Below are 17,583 nucleotides of genomic sequence, written 5' to 3'. Positions count from 1 at the left end.
CTTGGCTGAAAAATACTAGACTTTCAATCTACATACGTATGACCCACTGTATTGTTGGCTACCAGCTTAAGATCGCTGGACAGACAATCGGGGTCGATGGGTTCATGGAAATGTAAAATTAATGTGAGCTCCGCTCTGTTTTTTGGCTTATTTCAGGAGCTTGATGCCGGTAAACCATGGCGCTGGAAATACATATGAGAAATCCGATCATCAGTAGCTCAGTGGCAATTGCTGAACACGCGGCGCCAACCCCTCCCCAGTAGTAAATTAAAAAGGGGGCCTGTAGAAAATGAAAAATGGCGCCGGTCATATACACTTTTTTTAGTTCTGATTGATTACCAGAAGCAATTACCCGCAGTTGGACAAAGGCTGCGGCGGCCGCGCTAATCACTGGAGCGAGAATCAGTATCTGCAAGATTTGGTAGGTCGGGAAAAATTCTTTCCCGAACAGATTCAACACAAACCATTTCCCGATAAAAGAAAACCCTATAAATAAAATTAAACCGCAGAAAATGAAGACGTAAATCATTTTATTTACTAATTTAACTACTGCTTCACTTTCGCCATCAGCGTACATCCTACAAATCTTCGGGAAAAATGCTTGCAGCGGTGGCTGAGCGAGTTGGCGTAGTGGCATAATCAATTTGTCGGCTGCGACGTAGAAACCGAGAGAGATATTTCCATTTATTGACTTTACCAATAGTACGTTCGCGTACATATATATGATAGTGAACGCGTTTCCAACAAACACGTGATAGGATTCCTTTCCTTCGTTCACAATGTCTTTAAACGACACATCGAATCGCCATTGAATCAAGCCTTGCTGGAACGCCAGAGCAGTCAAAATTATTGCTGCGATAAGCAAAGGAGAAAATTGCAATGCGGCGGCGAGGGCAACGTGGTTAGCGTTTTTGACCAAGAGAAAAAGAGGAATCAGCAAAAAAACCCGGGTAATCACGATCAGGGTGGCGAACACCGTCATGCGCTGAAGGCCTTGATAGACGCAAGTTGGCGTGAGGGCGCCACCCCAGAGATAAAGATTTGCCAGGAGAATTGATTGCTGGTCCAGGGGGGCGGTCAACACTGTCTCTGCCAAGACGACAAGGATCCCGGAGCCGATCATTGCAAGGATCACCTTTGCGCTCAACATCGTCCAGTAGATCTTGTTGACAAGATATTTATCTGCTTTATTGACTGCGATTCGTCGAGTGCTCGTTAGATCAAATCCGAACTCCACAAAGATCAGCAAGATAGTGGCGACCGTCTGGGCGTAGCCAATAGCACCAATGCCAATTGGCCCAAGTGCATGTGCCAGATATGGAATAGTCACAAGCGGCAGGGCATAGCTCACAAGTTGCACTGCATAGAGGGAAACGACATTCTTCTTCGTTGACATCCCTCGTTTTCCTTTTCTCGGGTGGATCTCATTGCGCCAGACACACAACGCGGCGCTATAGACCATAAGTGTTGTCGTTTGCTGAACGGGTGCCGGCAACATGCGCCTGACGGCAAATACATTTCAGTGAGCGGACCGTCGCGACTTGGCCGAGTCCGTGCTGTCAGTCGATTCGGTGATTACTGAGAACGTATGCGACGGGATGCCCATTCTTGACCGGGAGAAGTACATCATAGTTATGTTCGTAATTAATTGATGCTGTCGGTACTTGCTTGAGCTTGTCCGATTGCGGCTATACGCATCGCGTTATACACAACTGTCGTAGCCGTCGTCGCGTAACAAGCGCAATGTTTTAGCTGCGATATGAACTTCTCTGGTTTTGATAATCATATAGCCGGCCTCGCCTCCGTTCGGGTCGAACGGCTGGCGTAGAGTCTGAGGTGAGATCGGTTTTGTGCGTGGCGAGTGCGGTCGCACTCATTACCATGCCGAGCGTGCAGAAACCACATTGCAGACCGTGGCAATCCTTGAACGCAGCCTGCATGGGATGGAGTTCGCCGTCCCTCGCCATCCCTTCGACAGTCGTCACCGACGACTCGTCTGCCTGCACAGCCAGGATGTTGCACGACTTGATCGCGCTGCCATCCAGGTGAACTGTGCACGCGCCGCGCTGGGCAGCATCGCAGGCGATGTGCGTGCCCGTGAGACTCAACTCCTCACGGAGAAACTGGACCAGGAGGATGTGGGGTTCGACGGTGTCGGTGACAGCTTTGCCGTTGACCGTCAGACTGATGCTGAGCGCCGTGCTTCTGTCTCCTTCGGGGGATAAACAACCGAAGCTCACTCACTGCTTTTGTTTCACTGGCCTTGCCGACTTCACAAGTGTGAGTGTCTGGCTGGGTTCGTGTTTACTTGTCGTAACAACGAGCAAAGCACAAAATGAAGGCGGTCGCTATTGGGCTAAATGCAGATGGGGTGTCGCTACGCCGGTGTTTTATATCGCGGAAAGACGGTCGTAAAAACGCCGCCTCGATGGGCGGCGTAAGGCTAAGCGACTGGGTTCACCCCCGGTGCGTCACTCCACTCCGCGCCCCAGTTTCGAATGCGAGCGCGAATAGCCGAAATAGATTGCCAGCCCGATTGCCAGCCACACCACGAAAGCAATCCACGTCACGGCCTTCAGGTTCAGCATCAGGAACAGGCAAGCCGCGACCGCCAGCACCGGCACGACCGGCACGCCCGGGCAACGGAACGCACGCGGCAGATCAGGATGCGTGCGACGCAGGATCAGCACCGCGATAGACACCATCGAAAACGCCGCCAGCGTACCGATATTGATCAGTTCCGCCAGCACGTTGAGCGGCACGAGCGCACCGATCAGCCCGAAGAACAGACCCACGAGCCACGTCGTAAAGAACGGCGTGCCGAATTTCGGATGCACCGTCGACAGACGCGCGGGCAGCAAGCCATCGCGGGACATCGCGTAGATGATGCGTGTCTGGCCGTAGCTCATCACCAGAATAACGGTCAGCATGCCGAGCACCGCGCCCAGATCGATGAAACCCGCCACCCACGTCTGCCCCACGACCTGCAGCGCGTACGACACCGGATGCGAGACATTGGCGAACTGCGCCGCCGGGACGATGCCGGTCACCACGGCCGCCACCGCCACATAAAGCACGGCACACACGGCCAGCGACGAAATAATGCCGATCGGCAAATCGCGTTTCGGATTCTTCACCTCTTCTGCCGCCGACGACACCGAGTCGAAGCCGATAAACGCAAAGAACATCACGGCCGCTGCGCCGAACACGCCGTTCCAGCCGTTGGGCATGAACGGATGCCAGTTCGCCGGCGTGACGTGGAACACGCCAACGCCAATCACCATCACCACGACCGCGACCTTGATCGCGACCATCACGTTGTTCACGCGCGCCGACTCCTTGATACCGATCGACAGCAACGCCGTGATCACCATCATGACGAGAAACGCGGGCAAGTTGAACAGGGTGAGATGCCCGGGCACGGCGCCCGGCGCGGCTGTGAGCACGGTCGGCAACCCAATGCCGAAGCCCGACAGCAGCGACTGCAGATAACCCGACCAGCCGACCGACACGGCGGAGGTCGCCAGCCCGTATTCCAGCATCAGGTCCCAGCCGATGACCCACGCGGCCAATTCGCCGAGCGTGGCATACGAATAGGTATAGATGGACCCGGCAACGGGAATTGTCGATGCAAACTCCGCGTACGCGAGCGCCGCGAGAGCGCACGCAATGGCCGCGAGAATAAACGACACCATCAGCGCCGGACCGGCTTGCACCGCGCCGGTCCCGGTGAGCACGAAAATCCCCGTGCCAATAATTGCGCCGACACCCAGAAACGTCAGATCGAGCGCCCCCAGCGTTTTTTTGAGTCCGGCGCGTTGCGCGCCGGCGAGCATGTGCTCGATGCTTTTCTTACGGAACAGGGACATGAACGATGACTCCTCAAACCTCGAGCGCGGCGCGCCAAATCGATTGGAAAACCCGCGATTTTATCGGATTGAGGAAGTTAAGCGTCGCAAAACGTTGCACACAAGTGAATTTTGACTTCCCAGCATCAGCGCAGTTTTTCTAAAAACGTTTGAAAATTGCGTATCAGTGCCGATTTGAGCTGAAGTTAGCTTTTGTAAGCTGAATCAATAGTAAAAGCCACTTTTTAGGACATCTTGTCGCAACGCGGAATTGCATACCGCGATTGGTTGATCGACCGCCCAAATGAAAAAACCGAAGCACAAGGAAGGGCTTCGGTTTTTGTTTTCCAGCACGCCAGCAACGCCGGGTTCAGCCGACGAAGGCCTTCTCCACGACGTAATGTCCCGGATGATTGTTGCTGCCTTCCTGGAAGCCCATTTCATCGAGAATCTGACGCGTGTCGCGCAGCATGTGCGGGCTGCCGCAAAGCATGACGCGATCGTTTTCCACGGAGAAGGGCGCCACGTCCAGATCGGCGAACAGCTTCTTCGTTTCGATCAGGTCAGTGATCCGGCCGCGATTGGCAAACTCTTCGCGAGTCACCGTCGGGTAATACACCAGCTTTTCCTGGATCAGCTCGCCCAGATGCTCGTGCGCCGGAAGGTGATCGGTGATGAAATCCTTGTACGCGAGTTCATCGACGAAACGGCAGGTGTGCGTGAGCACGATCTTGTCGAAACGATCGTAGACGTCCGGGTCCTTGATGATCGACATGAACGGCGCCAGGCCCGTGCCCGTCGACAACAGCCACAGCGTCTTGCCGGGCAGCAGATTGTCGGCGATGAGCGTACCCACCGGCTTCTTGCCGATCAACACCGGATCGCCGACCTTCAAATGCTGAAGACGCGATGTCAGCGGACCGTCCTGCACCTTGATGCTGAGAAATTCGAGGTGCTCTTCGTAATTCGCGCTCGCCAGGCTATAAGCGCGGAGCAGCGGCTTGCCATCGACTTCCAGGCCGACCATGGTGAACTGGCCGTTTTCGAAACGGAACGCGGAATCGCGCGTGCAAGTGAAGCTGAACAGCGTGTCGGTCCAGTGATGGACGCTTAGAACGGTTTGAGGATTAAGGTTGCTCATGGCTTCATGGATAGTGCGGAATCAGGGCGGCGCAGCAGTGCGTTCCGGCGGCCGTTGTTGGCTAACTCGGGCTCGATTCCGGCGACAACACCTCGAAGGCGCGACGAAAGCAATGCGTGATGCTAAAGCGGAATTTCCGGCGACATGCGAGAACCAGGCCGATAACGGCGAAGACCCGCGCGTTCGGAGCGAATGTTCCGCATTCCCGCTTGCCTCATGCGTAATCGGTTATTTTACCGCACACGCGATTTCTGGGTTTGAAGCGCGCTCTTTCGACACGCGGCGCAGGAATGACCAGCCGCCGCCGGCTCGTCCGGACGCCACGCTTAGGGCATAAAAGTCGGACAACGAACTTGATCGCAAACGAAGACGAAGCAAGCGTTCCGGAGTCCGCATGATAACAACCCGTGCGGGCAGCAAGGCAAAGGCCCTGCTGCCGTCAAGCTGGTTTTTTGCGCGGCGAAAAGACAGTCGGCGCCGGCACCGGCATTGCCAGCCGGTGTTCGCCTTGACGTTGCAGACAACGCCGCGCCGGCCGTCGATATCGAAGGAACGTTGCGGCTTCGATCAAGCGTCAGGGAACGCAGCGATAACCGCGCCCCTTATGCTCATCGGTGCGGATTCAGACCCGCTGATCCGTCGATGGCTTTTCCCACAGGTTGATCCCGCCTTCGGTCGCGTGCTGATCGATTTCGGCGAGTTCTTCCGTCGAAAACTCCAGGTTCTTCAATGCGCCGACGTTCTCCGTCACTTGTTCCGGACGGCTCGCGCCGATCAGCACCGACGTCACGCGCCCGCCGCGCAACGCCCACGCCAGCGCCATTTGCGCGAGGCTTTGACCGCGCCGCTGGGCGAGTTCGTTGAGCTTGCGCACGTGCTCGATATTCTTCCCGCTCAAATGCTCCTGCTTCAGCGACCCGCCGCCCGGCTTGTTGACGCGCGCATCGGCGGGAATGCCGTTCAGGTATTTGCCCGTCAGCAGCCCTTGCGCCAGCGGTGTGAACGCGATACTGCCCGCCCCCACGTCGTCGAGCGTATCGAGCAGATCTTCCTCGATCCAGCGGTTCAGCATGTTGTACGACGGCTGATGAATCAGCAGCGGCACTTTATGCTCGGCCAGCAGCTTCGCCATCTCGCGCGTTTTAGCCGACGAATACGACGAAATGCCCACGTACAGCGCCTTGCCCGAATGCACGGCGGTCGCGAGCGCACCGGCGGTTTCTTCGAGCGGCGTGTCGGCATCGAAACGATGCGAGTAGAAGATATCGACGTAATCCAGGCCCATGCGCTGCAAGCTCTGATCAAGCGACGCCAGCACGTATTTCCGCGATCCGCCGCCCTGGCCGTACGGCCCCGGCCACATGTCCCACCCCGCCTTCGACGAAATCAGCAATTCGTCGCGGTAGGGCTTGAAATCATCTTTGAACAGACGTCCGAAATTCGTCTCTGCGCTGCCATACGGCGGGCCGTAGTTGTTCGCGAGATCGAAGTGCGTAATGCCGAGATCGAACGCGGTGCGCAGGATCTCGCGCTGCGTGGAGATCGGCGTGGTGTCGCCGAAGTTGTGCCAAAGACCCAGCGACAACGCCGGCAACTTCAGGCCGCTCTTGCCACAGGTGCGGTAAGCCATCTGCGAATAGCGTTCGGAAGCTGCTTCGTAAGCCATGACGGAATCCTCGAAATTGGTGAAGGGACAATGGGGGTAAGCACAGGGCAAGCAACAATCGCGCGGGACATGTCGTCTGACGTGCACTGAGTCCGTCATGTTAGCGAATCGCGCGGATTCGCGTCAGGCTTGACCTGAAAGACTTCAAGGCTATCCCGATATTCGGGACCTGACCAAATGGCCAGCATGGGGAACGATTAGGGGGCGGACCCAGCCCAACCCTGTTCATTCGAATGAGGAGAAGTTTCATGGACCCGCTGGACAAACTACGCCCTGCCTACGATTTCTTATTGACGGCAGGCGTAACGTACGGATTCAACGTACTGATGGCTGTACTGATTTTGCTGGTTGGCTGGTGGGTATCGAACCGTGTGGCGAGTGCGGTGAAACGTGCGCTCGGCCGCACGAACGCGGACGCCACGTTCACGCCCGTCATGGCAAGCCTGGTGCAATGGGCGATCCGGGTGGTCGCCATTGTTGCGGCGCTGGGCAAATTCGGCGTCGCGGCGGCCAGCATCCTGACGGTGCTTGGCGCGGCCGGACTGGCTATCGGCCTCGCATTGCAAGGCACGTTGCAGAACATTGCAGCCGGTTTGATGCTGTTGCTACTACGGCCGTTCAAGGTCGGCGACTACATTGAAGGCGCCGGCACGACCGCCGGGACCGTGAACGAAATCGGCCTGTTCACCACCCGTCTGACCAAAAGCGACGGCATCATCATGTTCGTGCCGAACAGCTCGATCTGGGCGAACCCGGTCACCAATTTCACCGCGAACGACCGCCGCCGAGTGGTGCTGAACGTGATCATTCCGGAAGATCAAAATATCGAGGAATCGCTGGCGTCGATACATAGGATTGTGGAAACCGATCCGCGCATCATCAACGACGACACGACCAAACCGTGGATCGCCGTCTCCGACTACACCGATACCGGCGTGAAACTGAACGTCGCCGTCTGGACGAACCGGACCGATTACGCGAACGTGCAGGCCGACTTGCTGCGTCAGATCAAGCCGGGCATCAAGCCGCCTGAGCCTCAACAAGCTGCCGCGGCGCTGGACGATCCGGCCAAGGCCTAATAAGCTTGCCGCCCGCACATTGAAGAGATTTTCATGACCAAGGCGATTTCCATTGCACTGATCGTAGGCGGCGTCGTGCTGCTGTATTTCGGCGGCCAGTCGTTCCATTCGCTAAGCAACGACGTCTCGCGCTTCTTCACCGGCTCGCCGACAAACAAGACGATCTGGTTGATCGCGGGCGGCGCGGTTGCCATGCTGGCCGGGTTGATCGGCCTGGCAATCCCGTCCAGGCGCTGACGCGTTCAGGCGTCAAGCGTCAAATAAGCGGCACGTCTTCCATCGACGCCGACCGTGTTCCCGGCAACGGCAAGTTGCTGGCGCCACGATAGGTGTAGACCAGCGAGAATTTCACCTGATCGGTGAGATTCTTGCCGGCCGAATGCAGCGTGTTGCAGTGGAAGAACACGACGTCGCCAGCATTCAGTTTCGGCGATACCGCGCTGCGAATCAGCACTTCGTTCTCAGGCAGGTCGGAACGGAAGAACTTGGCTTGATCGAAACGTTCGGACGTGAACGGCAACTTGTGCGACATCGGCACGAACCACAACCCGCCGTTTTCGACCGTCTCGTTACCCAGCGCAACCCACGCGGACACCAGGTCATCACGCTCGAAATTCCAGTAACGCACGTCGCGATGCCAGCCGGTCAGGCTGCCGTAAGCCGGATGTTTCGTCATCACGCAGTTGTGATGCGCGCGGGAAAGCGTCGGCGTCTCGCCAAAATACACCTCCATCCAGCCGCGCACGTCGGGCGACGTGGCCCAGGCGGCGAATCGTGGATCGCGACCGTATGCGTCGAGCAAGCGTCGCACGGTATGGCCGCCGGGCGCGTCTTTCGAATTCGGCGCGCCGGGATATTGCAGGTCGGCTTCGAACTCCACCGGCGCCGCCGCTTCCACCAACTGCTGCCGCGCTACGTTACGCATGGCCTCGCAGCGCTCCGGCGTGACAAGGCCGGGCACCACCACGTAGCCGTTCTCACGCAACGCGCGGACTTGTTCCAACTTTGATTGATTCGGCATATCGACTCACAGGGAAAGCATCTGGCCGGCTGGCTTCATCAGACTGTAAGAAAACCGGCTAATTAGGGCGAATACATCGATTGTAAATCGCCGGGGCCGTCCAGCGTTCCATCCTGCGGCTTTCCGACCGTCGAACACCCGTGCGGGAAAATGCCGACTTCCGGCAGTAACATTTCTTCTATAACCTGCCGACGTGCATTGAGAGAGCCCATCGAAAATCCCTTTCGATGAAAATCTATTAAATAAGTGCGCGCTTCAAGCTCGCAACTTTTATTGTGTTCAATCGTTCAAACTGTTGAACGCTTTTTTTGATCCGACTAATGTCGGGTTGCAGCCATTGCGAACCCGAGCCTGTGAAATCCATGAATATCCGTTTCACGAATCGTCTTACCCGTGCCGCCGTCCGCGCTGCACGTCCTGCCGGACGCAGCGTTGTCCGGGCCTTACGCCATCATTCCGCGCGCACTCAATTGCTCGCAGGACAATTCAGGAATACCCATCCTGTCGATGGCATTCGCTCCTGGTTTCACGGATTTTTTTCGAATCTGCGATTAAGGGCAGCATCGCGGCAGGCTGCATTTAAAGCGCTATTGCGAAAACCAGCGCAATTACGCCCGCCCGTGGCGAAATTGAAATTGGCGCCCGGTGTAATTAATACGACAAGCCGCCGTCCGCGCAGGCTTTCGACCAGCGATGAATGGTTTGCGTTTGTTGCTCGCTAATTATTCCTGACAACGCGAAGCCGAAATCCAGACCCGGCTTTCTTCACGCGTGTGCCGTTTTGCCGCTGTGGGCCTCGGACGAAGCAGACCGTTGCGCCTGCGGCTGAAATCGCCGGGATAGGGTCGCGACGGCAGCGCCATCACAAAAAAGCCCGCTTAAGCGTAATGCTCAGCGGGCTTTTTTTACACACTCAAACCAGGAACTCAGGCCGTTTCAGCAACCGGTTCGATACCGGCGGCTTCCGCCAGCAGGAGCGCCTTGTCCGTGGCTTCCCACGAGAATTCCGGCTCTTCACGGCCGAAGTGGCCATACGCTGCCGACTTCTCATAGATAGGACGCAGCAGGTCGAGCATCTGGATGATGCCCTTCGGACGCAGGTCAAAATGCTCGAGCACGAGTTCCTGGATCCTTGCATCCGACACGCGGCCCGTGCCGAACGTGTTGACCATGACCGACGTCGGGCGCGCCACGCCGATTGCGTAGGACACCTGGATCAGGCAACGCGAAGCCAGCCCTGCCGCGACAATGTTCTTCGCGACATAACGGCCCGCATACGCTGCCGAGCGATCGACCTTCGACGGGTCCTTGCCCGAGAACGCGCCGCCGCCATGAGGTGCCGCGCCGCCGTATGTGTCGACGATGATCTTGCGACCCGTCAATCCGCAATCGCCTTGCGGACCACCGATCACGAAACGTCCGGTCGGATTGACCAGGAACTTGATGTCGCCCTTGATCAGCTCGGCCGGCAGGACCGGCTTGATGATCTCTTCGATCACGGCTTCACGCAGCGCCTTCAGTTCGATGTCCGGCGCATGTTGCGTGGACAGCACGACGGTGTCGATGCTGTGCGCCTTGCCATCGACATAACGCACGGTCACCTGGGACTTCGCGTCCGGACGCAGCCAGTTCAGACGGCCGTCGCGACGCAGATTCGCCTGACGCTCGACCAGGCGGTGCGCCAGGTGAATAGGCAGCGGCATCAGTTCGGGGGTTTCGTCGCATGCGTAGCCGAACATCAGGCCTTGGTCGCCGGCGCCTTGATCGAGGTTGTCGTCATGGGCGGCATCCACGCCTTGCGCAATGTCCCGCGACTGCTTGTCATACGCGACGAGCACTGCGCAACCGCGATAGTCGATGCCGTATTCCGTATTGTCGTAGCCGATACGCTTGATGGTGTCACGCGCGACCTGAATGTAGTCGACGTTCGCCTGCGTGGTGATTTCGCCCGCCAGAACGACGAGACCCGTGTTGCAGAGGGTTTCTGCCGCGACGCGCGAATACTTGTCCTGCGCCAGGATGGCGTCGAGGATGGCGTCGGAGATCTGGTCGGCTACCTTGTCCGGGTGGCCTTCGGAGACGGATTCAGAGGTAAAGAAGTAATTGTTTGACACGCTTCAGACTCCATTTGAGTACGGGTAAGTTGTTCACGTAGCCGACTTCGTTTGGAGTCTGAAGCGGCGACGCTTTAGCGGAAAACATGGTCCGGAAAGCGCCGTTAAGCGCTATCCAGCTTCGCCCCGCAAGTTGTCCATTAACTCGGCGAAGGTTTTATTATAGCGGCTTCTCACTTTTGTCACAGAGCCGAACGTTTGCTGCCATCCCAGAAATACCCTCACCCGCGTCATGCCCGGAACGCTCCCCGGCAAAGTCGAAACCCCACCTTCCGGACCCATGGGAGCGTCACATGTTAGGTCGAATTGGCGTCGCGCTCGCGGTGGGCTTCCTGAAGCTGCTCGCCCTCATTCCCTACGGCATCACCGCACGTTTCGGCGACGGTCTCGGCTGGCTGCTTTATCAAGTCCCGAGCCACAGGAAACGGATTGTGCATATCAATCTCAGCCTGTGTTTCCCCGAGTGGCCACCCGAGCGCCGGGAAGAGGTCGCTCAGAAGCATTTCCGGCACGCGATCCGCAGTTACGTGGAGCGCAGCGTGCAGTGGTTCGGCTCGGCGGAAAAGCTCGCCAAGCTCATCCAGGTGGACAGCGAAGTCGATCTCCTCGATCCCGACATGCCGCCCACGTTGTTGCTCGGCTTTCACTTCGTCGCGATCGAGGCGGCTTCGGTGTGGATCAACTACTCGTTGCACAGGACCTGCGGATCGCTGTATCAGCCGATGTCGAACAAAGCGCTCGACGAGATAGCCAAGAAGCAGCGCGGCCGTTTCGACGCCGAGATGGCGAGTCGCGCCGACAGCGCGCGGATCGTGCTGCGCTGGTTGCGGGATCGCAAACCCGTCATGCTTGGAGCCGACATGGACTACGGCATGCGCAACTCCACTTTCGTGCCGTTCTTCGGTGTCCAGGCGTGCACGCTGACAGCGGTCGGCCGCCTGGCCAAGACCGGACATGCGCAAATCATGCCGTTCGTGGGCGAAGTGCTGCCGAACTACAAGGGATACCGGCTGCGGGTGTTCAAGCCCTGGGACAACTACCCGACCGGCGACGACGCAGCCGACGCCCGCCGCATGAACGCATTCCTCGAAGAACAGGTCCGGCTGATGCCCGAGCAGTATTACTGGGTGCACAAGCGCTTCAAGACGCGACCGCCAGGCGAGCCGGGCTTTTATTGACCGGCGAGTACCAGTCTCCTGGAAACAATGCGGGATTGCCACACCTGATCGGGCTCATCCCCCATTCGGTCTAGTGCATGCCCTTGCTGCGCGTCACTTACAATAGCGTCATGAAACTCGAATTCACCAAAATGCACGGCGCGGGCAACGACTTTGTCGTGCTCGACGGCTACTCCAAACCGCTCTCGCTGAACGGAGCCCAGGTGCGCGCGCTCGCGGACCGGCATTTCGGCGTCGGCGCAGATCAGTTGCTGCTGGTCGAAAAACCGGACATTGAAGGCGTTGATTTCAAATACCGCATCTTCAATTGCGACGGCGGCGAAGTGGAGCATTGCGGCAACGGCGCGCGCTGCTTTGTAAAGTTTGTGCGCGACCGGGGCCTTACCAGCAAGACGAGCGTTCGGGTACAAGTACATCACGGCGTGATCGTGCTGACCATGCAGGAGAACGGCGACGTGGTGGTGGACATGGGCCGTCCGGAGTTCGAACCTGCTTTGGTGCCGTTCGACGCGAAAGGCTTGCAAGGCCGCACCGAAGGCGCCGACACGCTCTGGCCGCTCGACGTACACGGTGAAACACGCTGGGTCTCCGTGGTGTCGATGGGTAATCCGCACGCCGTACAGATCGTGGCCGACGTTGAAAATGCACCGGTGCTGACCGAGGGACCGGTGATCGAACATCACGCGCGCTTTCCGAACCGTGTGAACGCGGGATTCATGCAGATTGTGAATCGTAGCGCGGTGAAGCTGCGCGTTTTCGAACGTGGCGCGGGCGAAACGCTGGCGTGCGGCACGGGCGCATGCGCGGCAGTCGCAGCGGGTATCCGGCGCGGTCTGCTCGACTCGCCGGTGCAGGTCCAGACTCACGGCGGCGTGCTGACCATCGCCTGGGAGGGCGCGCACAATGCCGCGGCCCCGCTCTTCATGGCCGGCCCCGCCACCACCGTATTCGAAGGCGAGATCGAGCTTGATGCCAAACTCGCTAACGCCGACTGACCGTCAGGAACCCGATGCTGCCCGATACCATGAATGAACGTGAAGTCGCCGACTACCTGATCGCCAATCCGGATTTCTTTGCCGAGCATGCCGAGTTGCTGGGCTCGATCCGGCTGTCCAATCCGCATGGCAAGTCCGCGGTGTCGCTGCAAGAGCGTCAGATGCAGATGCTGCGCGACAAGAACAAGCAGATCGAACGCCGGTTGGCCGAATTGCTTCGTTACGGACATGAGAACGACAGCATCGCCGCGAAGTTTCATCGATGGACAATTCGGGTCATGTCCGAGCGCGATCCGCACGCGCTGCCGAAAACCATCCCCGCCGGCCTGTGCGAAATCTTTGAGGTGCCGCAAGCCGCGCTGCGCGTGTGGGATGTCGCAGAGCCCTACGCGCAAGCCGAATTCGCGCGGACTACCAGCGAAGAAGTCCGCTCCTTCACGAGCAGTCTGGCCGCGCCGTATTGCGGGCCGAATACCGGCTTTGAGGCCGCCCAGTGGCTGACGTCGGCGAGTTCGGTCTCGGTGGCATCGGCTACAACGGATGGTGTCGTCGATACCGCCAACACCACCGAATCCATCGCGCTGCTCACGCTGCGTGATCCGGTCGCCGGTCCTGAAGCCCCCGTATTCGGCTTGCTGGTCATGGGTTCGCCCGATCCACGCCGGTTCCACGAAGGCATGGCCACCGACTTTCTTACGCAAATCGGCACGCTTGCCAGCGCCGCGCTCAGCCGCTTGCTGCCCCACTGACATGACCGACGATCCGGTAACCGCCTATCTGTCGATGCTCGAGCACGAGCGGCGATTATCGGACCACACGTTGCGCGGTTATACGCACGAACTCGACGAACTGAAGAAGCTGGCCAACGGCCGGGCGCTGGAATCGCTGAGCGCCACCGACATGCGTGGCGCTGTAGCGCGCGCTCATGGCGGCGGGTTGTCGGCGCGCTCAATTGCGCATCGGTTATCGGCCTGGCGGGCGTTTTATCGATGGCTTGCCGAGCAGGTTGAAATGCAAGCCAATCCGGTCGCGACCGTGCGCGCGCCGAAACGCGCGAAGTCCCTGCCCAAGGCGCTTTCTGTCGACGACGCCAACGCGCTGATGGAAGCCCCCCAGGCCGACACGCCGGAAGCGCTGCGGGACCACGCCATACTCGAACTGTTCTATTCGTCGGGCTTGCGGCTCGCCGAACTGGTCGGACTGGACGTGCATTTCGTGCAATCCGAAGGATATTTGTCTGCCGGCTGGCTCGACCTCGCCAGCACCGAAGTCAATGTGCTCGGCAAGGGAAACCGGCGGCGGTCGGTGCCCGTGGGCAGCAAGGCGATCACCGCGCTGCGCGCGTGGATTGAAGTGCGCGGGCAATTTGTGAAAGACGATCCGCACGCGCTGTTTCTGTCGGTGCGCGGCAACCGGATGTCGCCGAACGTGGTGCGTGATCGGGTAAAACGCATGGCGTTGCTGGCCGGCGTGCCATCGAATGTGCATCCGCACGTGTTGCGGCATTCGTTCGCCACGCACGTGTTGCAATCCAGCGGCGATCTTCGGGCCGTGCAGGAACTGCTCGGCCACGCGAGTATCGCGGCCACGCAGGTTTATACGTCGCTCGATTTCCAGCATCTGGCTCGCGTCTATGACCAGACGCATCCGCGCGCAAAAAAACGCGACTAAGCCGGCATGGCCGCAAGTGCAAGCAACAAGATACGGACGCGCCGCTGCGCCCGGAAACGTGGCCAACTCCCCGTGTAACGAGCGTAACCACCAGATTCTCTCGCTGCCAATAGAAACAGAAACAGCAACAAAAACGCGGCCCGAAACCTCCCCAGCGTTCACTTCCCCTGTCCAGTCAGCGCTTTCACCGAAGACCCGAATGAACACCATTACGCTGAAACCGGCGAAAGACAAGTCGCTTGCGCGCCGCCATCCATGGATCTACGAAAGCGCGATCGAACATGTGGAAGGCAAGCCCGCGCCCGGTGCGACCGTGCTGATCCGCGCCCACGATGGCCGGTTTCTGGCACGCGCGTCATACAGCCCGGTCTCGCAGATTCGCGCCCGTGTCTGGAGTTTCGACGAAAGCGAGCCCATCGATCACGCGTTTTTCAAGCGGCGTGTACAACGGGCGATCGCCCACCGGCAGTCGATGGTGCGCGATACCGGCGCCACGCGGCTGATTTTCGGGGAGGCGGACGGGCTGCCGGGCTTGATCGTCGATTACTACATCGCGGACGATGAAAGCCAGCGCGGCCAGTTGGTCTGCCAGTTCATGGCGACGGGCGTGGAACACTGGAAAGAGGCGATCGTGCAGGCGCTGATCGGCGCGACCGGCTGCCCGAACGTGTATGAACGCTCGGACGTGTCGATCCGGCAGAAGGAAGGGCTCGAACAGATCACCGGCGTGCTGGCCGGCGATCCGCCTCCGGCCACCCTGATAGCAAACGAAGGCGGCGTGCGGTATCACATCGACGTCGAACGGGGTCATAAAACGGGCTTCTATATCGACCAACGCGACAATCGCGCGCTCGTGCGTCAATACGCCGGCGACCGCGATGTTCTCAACTGCTTCTGCTATACCGGCGGTTTTTCGCTGGCGGCGTTGAAAGGCGAGGCAAAACGCGTGGTGTCGATCGATTCCTCCGGCGACGCGCTGGCCCTCGCCCGGCAAAACGTCATCGCGAATGGTTTCGATCCGCAACGCGCCGAATGGCTCGACGCCGATGCCTTCAAGACCTTGCGCCGCTTGCATGAGGAAGGTGAGCGCTTCGACCTGATCGTGCTTGATCCGCCCAAGTTCGCGCCTTCGCGGGAACACGTGGACCGCGCCGCGCGGGCATACAAGGACATCAACCTGACCGGATTCAAGCTGTTGCGCCCGGGCGGCCTGCTGTTTACCTACTCGTGCTCGGGCGCCATTGACGCCGATCTGTTCCAAAAGATCGTGGCAGGCGCCGCGGCCGACGCAAAAGTAGACGCGCGTATCCTGAAGCGCCTGGGCGCAGGGGTCGATCACCCGCTTTTAACCGCGTTTCCCGAAGGGGAATACCTGAAAGGCCTATTGTTGCAAATCGCGTGATCGCCCATAGTTGAGCGCTTCGGACAGCGCGCATTCAGGGCAGCACAGAGCGTCCGCTTGACAAATATGTTTCAATAATCGACCGACCGCATGTTTTTGGGTGTAGCGCAGGCGTTTCAGACCGCGCTTCGTAGCTCGAAAACATGCCGCACGATCCTTCGACTTTAAAGAACAGGGCGACCATCATGATTCCCGTTACCATCCTGACCGGCTTTCTAGGCAGCGGCAAAACCACGTTGCTTAAGCGCATCCTGAACGACAAGCACGGCATGAAGATCGCCGTGATCGAGAACGAGTTCGGCGAAGAAAATATCGACAATGAGATCCTCGTTCAGGAAACGAACGAGCAGATCATTCAGATGAGCAATGGCTGCATTTGCTGCACGATTCGCGGTGACCTCGCGCGGGCGCTTGAAGATCTCGCCGAGCGCAAGAAGGCCGGCACGCTGAACTTCGATCGCGTGGTGATCGAGACAACCGGGCTCGCGAATCCCGGCCCGGTCGCTCAGACGTTCTTCATGGACAACACCATCGCCGACGAATTCCTGCTCGACGCAATCATCACGCTGGTCGATGCAAAGCACGCCAACCATCAGCTCGACGAGCACGAAGTGGTACAGCGCCAGGTAGGTTTCGCGGACCGCCTGTTCATCACGAAGTCCGATCTGGTCGACGCCGCCACGCTCGACGCACTCAAGCACCGTCTGGTTCACATGAACCCGCGCGCTGCGATCAAAGTCGTGAACTTCGGCGATGCTGACATCAAGGAAATCTTCGACCTGCGCGGCTTCAACCTGAACTCGAAGCTCGAAATCGATCCGGATTTCCTGGCGGAAGACGATCACGATCACGACCACGCCGGGCACGACCATGCGCACGACGACGATCACGACCACGCCACCTGCGGCCACGATCACAGCCACGACCACGAGCATGGCCACGCAAATCACCACCACGCGCATCACGACGACAAGATCAAGTCGTTTGTATTCCGCAGCGACCGCGCCTTCGATCCCAACCGGCTCGAAGATTTCCTCGGCGGTATCCTGCAGATCTACGGCGAACGCCTGCTGCGCTACAAGGGCGTGCTGTATATGAAAGGCGTCGATCGCAAGGTCGTGTTCCAGGGCGTGCATCAGATGATGGGCAGCGATCTTGCCGCGAAATGGCAACCGATCGAAAAGAAGAACAGCAAGATGGTGTTCATTGGGATTGAATTGCCGCAGGATTTGATCATCGACGGGCTGACCGCCTGCCTGGTCTGATCCAAGAGATTAAAGAAACCGAAGAAACCGGCGAAACGCGAGGCCCTCACACGGCGACTTCGCGCCGCCGCTCAATCCAAAACCTCCGTTTTTGGCACAGTTCTCGCTATTTCTCTCCCGAAGCGCAACCATTGCGGCCGTTAAGCGAGGCTAAAATCGCTGCGCCTTCGTGAGGCGGCGCTTTTTCGCGATGAACGTAGTTG

General features: G+C 58.6%; 15 protein-coding genes. 8 read left to right on the top strand and 7 right to left on the bottom strand.

What is annotated here, in order from left to right:
* Positions 1 to 118: 118 nt before the first annotated feature.
* From ACSQ8V_RS00420 to mgrA, 5 genes are all read right to left on the bottom strand, one after another.
* On the bottom strand, positions 119 to 1,396 hold the full coding sequence (locus tag ACSQ8V_RS00420) for a flippase (protein WP_436204575.1): 1,278 nt from the start codon (positions 1,394 to 1,396) through the stop codon (positions 119 to 121).
* Positions 1,397 to 1,748: 352 nt separating this feature from the next.
* Positions 1,749 to 2,240, bottom strand: a complete 492-nt coding sequence (locus ACSQ8V_RS00415; RefSeq protein WP_436204574.1) for a (2Fe-2S)-binding protein — start codon at positions 2,238 to 2,240, stop codon at positions 1,749 to 1,751.
* Between the two features lie 231 nt (positions 2,241 to 2,471).
* Complete coding sequence (locus tag ACSQ8V_RS00410) at positions 2,472 to 3,869, bottom strand: amino acid permease (RefSeq protein ID WP_436204573.1); 1,398 nt, start codon at positions 3,867 to 3,869, stop codon at positions 2,472 to 2,474.
* A gap of 349 nt (positions 3,870 to 4,218) precedes the next feature.
* Entirely contained in the window at positions 4,219 to 4,989 is a 771-nt protein-coding gene (locus ACSQ8V_RS00405) for a ferredoxin--NADP reductase (protein ID WP_213768937.1), read from the bottom strand.
* 622 nt (positions 4,990 to 5,611) lie between these two features.
* On the bottom strand, positions 5,612 to 6,655 hold the full coding sequence (gene mgrA / locus ACSQ8V_RS00400) for an L-glyceraldehyde 3-phosphate reductase (protein WP_436204572.1): 1,044 nt from the start codon (positions 6,653 to 6,655) through the stop codon (positions 5,612 to 5,614).
* A gap of 248 nt (positions 6,656 to 6,903) precedes the next feature.
* On the opposite strand from mgrA, the gene ACSQ8V_RS00395 reads away from it, so the two are divergent.
* Positions 6,904 to 7,734: a mechanosensitive ion channel family protein gene (locus ACSQ8V_RS00395; RefSeq protein WP_436204571.1), complete on the top strand. Its 831-nt coding sequence runs from the start codon at positions 6,904 to 6,906 to the stop codon at positions 7,732 to 7,734.
* A gap of 33 nt (positions 7,735 to 7,767) precedes the next feature.
* Positions 7,768 to 7,971: a DUF3185 family protein gene (locus ACSQ8V_RS00390; protein WP_213768934.1), complete on the top strand. Its 204-nt coding sequence runs from the start codon at positions 7,768 to 7,770 to the stop codon at positions 7,969 to 7,971.
* Between the two features lie 19 nt (positions 7,972 to 7,990).
* Here ACSQ8V_RS00390 and ACSQ8V_RS00385 read toward each other — a convergent pair whose 3' ends face one another.
* Both ACSQ8V_RS00385 and metK read right to left on the bottom strand, forming a co-directional pair.
* Entirely contained in the window at positions 7,991 to 8,755 is a 765-nt protein-coding gene (locus ACSQ8V_RS00385; protein ID WP_213768933.1) for a phytanoyl-CoA dioxygenase family protein, read from the bottom strand.
* A gap of 926 nt (positions 8,756 to 9,681) precedes the next feature.
* A complete protein-coding gene (gene metK / locus ACSQ8V_RS00380; RefSeq protein ID WP_213768932.1) occupies positions 9,682 to 10,869 on the bottom strand; it encodes a methionine adenosyltransferase in 1,188 nt (395 codons plus the stop codon).
* 293 nt (positions 10,870 to 11,162) lie between these two features.
* Here metK and ACSQ8V_RS00375 point away from each other — a divergent pair, with 293 nt between their 5' ends.
* The 6 genes from ACSQ8V_RS00375 (at position 11,163) to ACSQ8V_RS00350 (ending at position 17,380) form a co-directional block, all read left to right on the top strand.
* Positions 11,163 to 12,047 (top strand): lipid A biosynthesis lauroyl acyltransferase, encoded by an 885-nt coding sequence (locus tag ACSQ8V_RS00375; protein ID WP_436180540.1) that lies wholly within the window; start codon positions 11,163 to 11,165, stop codon positions 12,045 to 12,047.
* Between the two features lie 110 nt (positions 12,048 to 12,157).
* The gene (dapF, locus tag ACSQ8V_RS00370) at positions 12,158 to 13,042 is read left to right on the top strand and encodes a diaminopimelate epimerase (protein WP_436204570.1); all 885 of its coding nucleotides are present in this window, start codon (positions 12,158 to 12,160) and stop codon (positions 13,040 to 13,042) included.
* 29 nt (positions 13,043 to 13,071) lie between these two features.
* Positions 13,072 to 13,791: a DUF484 family protein gene (locus ACSQ8V_RS00365; protein WP_436206565.1), complete on the top strand. Its 720-nt coding sequence runs from the start codon at positions 13,072 to 13,074 to the stop codon at positions 13,789 to 13,791.
* 1 nt (position 13,792) lies between these two features.
* Positions 13,793 to 14,713: a tyrosine recombinase XerC gene (xerC, locus tag ACSQ8V_RS00360; protein WP_213768929.1), complete on the top strand. Its 921-nt coding sequence runs from the start codon at positions 13,793 to 13,795 to the stop codon at positions 14,711 to 14,713.
* A gap of 199 nt (positions 14,714 to 14,912) precedes the next feature.
* A complete protein-coding gene (locus ACSQ8V_RS00355) occupies positions 14,913 to 16,115 on the top strand; it encodes a class I SAM-dependent rRNA methyltransferase (RefSeq protein ID WP_436204569.1) in 1,203 nt (400 codons plus the stop codon).
* A gap of 185 nt (positions 16,116 to 16,300) precedes the next feature.
* Entirely contained in the window at positions 16,301 to 17,380 is a 1,080-nt protein-coding gene (locus ACSQ8V_RS00350; RefSeq protein WP_436180536.1) for a CobW family GTP-binding protein, read from the top strand.
* Positions 17,381 to 17,583: the final 203 nt, after the last annotated feature.

Origin of the sequence: Caballeronia sp. LjRoot31, from assembly GCF_964253885.1 — a bacterium.
Lineage (GTDB): Bacteria > Pseudomonadota > Gammaproteobacteria > Burkholderiales > Burkholderiaceae > Caballeronia.
Note: the sequence above shows the minus strand (reverse complement) of the source record. Positions and strands in the feature narration are given on the sequence as shown.

Excerpts from the sequence above, each read along its gene's own strand:
- ACSQ8V_RS00420 (WP_436204575.1), bottom strand. The coding sequence starts at position 1,396 with ATGTCAACGAAGAAGAATGTCGTTTCCCTCTATGCAGTGCAACTTGTG.
- ACSQ8V_RS00410 (WP_436204573.1), bottom strand. The coding sequence starts at position 3,869 with ATGTCCCTGTTCCGTAAGAAAAGCATCGAGCACATGCTCGCCGGCGCG.
- ACSQ8V_RS00405 (WP_213768937.1), bottom strand. The coding sequence starts at position 4,989 with ATGAGCAACCTTAATCCTCAAACCGTTCTAAGCGTCCATCACTGGACC.
- mgrA (WP_436204572.1), bottom strand. The coding sequence starts at position 6,655 with ATGGCTTACGAAGCAGCTTCCGAACGCTATTCGCAGATGGCTTACCGC.
- ACSQ8V_RS00395 (WP_436204571.1), top strand. The coding sequence starts at position 6,904 with ATGGACCCGCTGGACAAACTACGCCCTGCCTACGATTTCTTATTGACG.
- ACSQ8V_RS00390 (WP_213768934.1), top strand. The coding sequence starts at position 7,768 with ATGACCAAGGCGATTTCCATTGCACTGATCGTAGGCGGCGTCGTGCTG.
- ACSQ8V_RS00385 (WP_213768933.1), bottom strand. The coding sequence starts at position 8,755 with ATGCCGAATCAATCAAAGTTGGAACAAGTCCGCGCGTTGCGTGAGAAC.
- ACSQ8V_RS00375 (WP_436180540.1), top strand. The coding sequence starts at position 11,163 with ATGTTAGGTCGAATTGGCGTCGCGCTCGCGGTGGGCTTCCTGAAGCTG.
- dapF (WP_436204570.1), top strand. The coding sequence starts at position 12,158 with ATGAAACTCGAATTCACCAAAATGCACGGCGCGGGCAACGACTTTGTC.
- ACSQ8V_RS00365 (WP_436206565.1), top strand. The coding sequence starts at position 13,072 with ATGAATGAACGTGAAGTCGCCGACTACCTGATCGCCAATCCGGATTTC.
- xerC (WP_213768929.1), top strand. The coding sequence starts at position 13,793 with ATGACCGACGATCCGGTAACCGCCTATCTGTCGATGCTCGAGCACGAG.
- ACSQ8V_RS00355 (WP_436204569.1), top strand. The coding sequence starts at position 14,913 with ATGAACACCATTACGCTGAAACCGGCGAAAGACAAGTCGCTTGCGCGC.
- ACSQ8V_RS00350 (WP_436180536.1), top strand. The coding sequence starts at position 16,301 with ATGATTCCCGTTACCATCCTGACCGGCTTTCTAGGCAGCGGCAAAACC.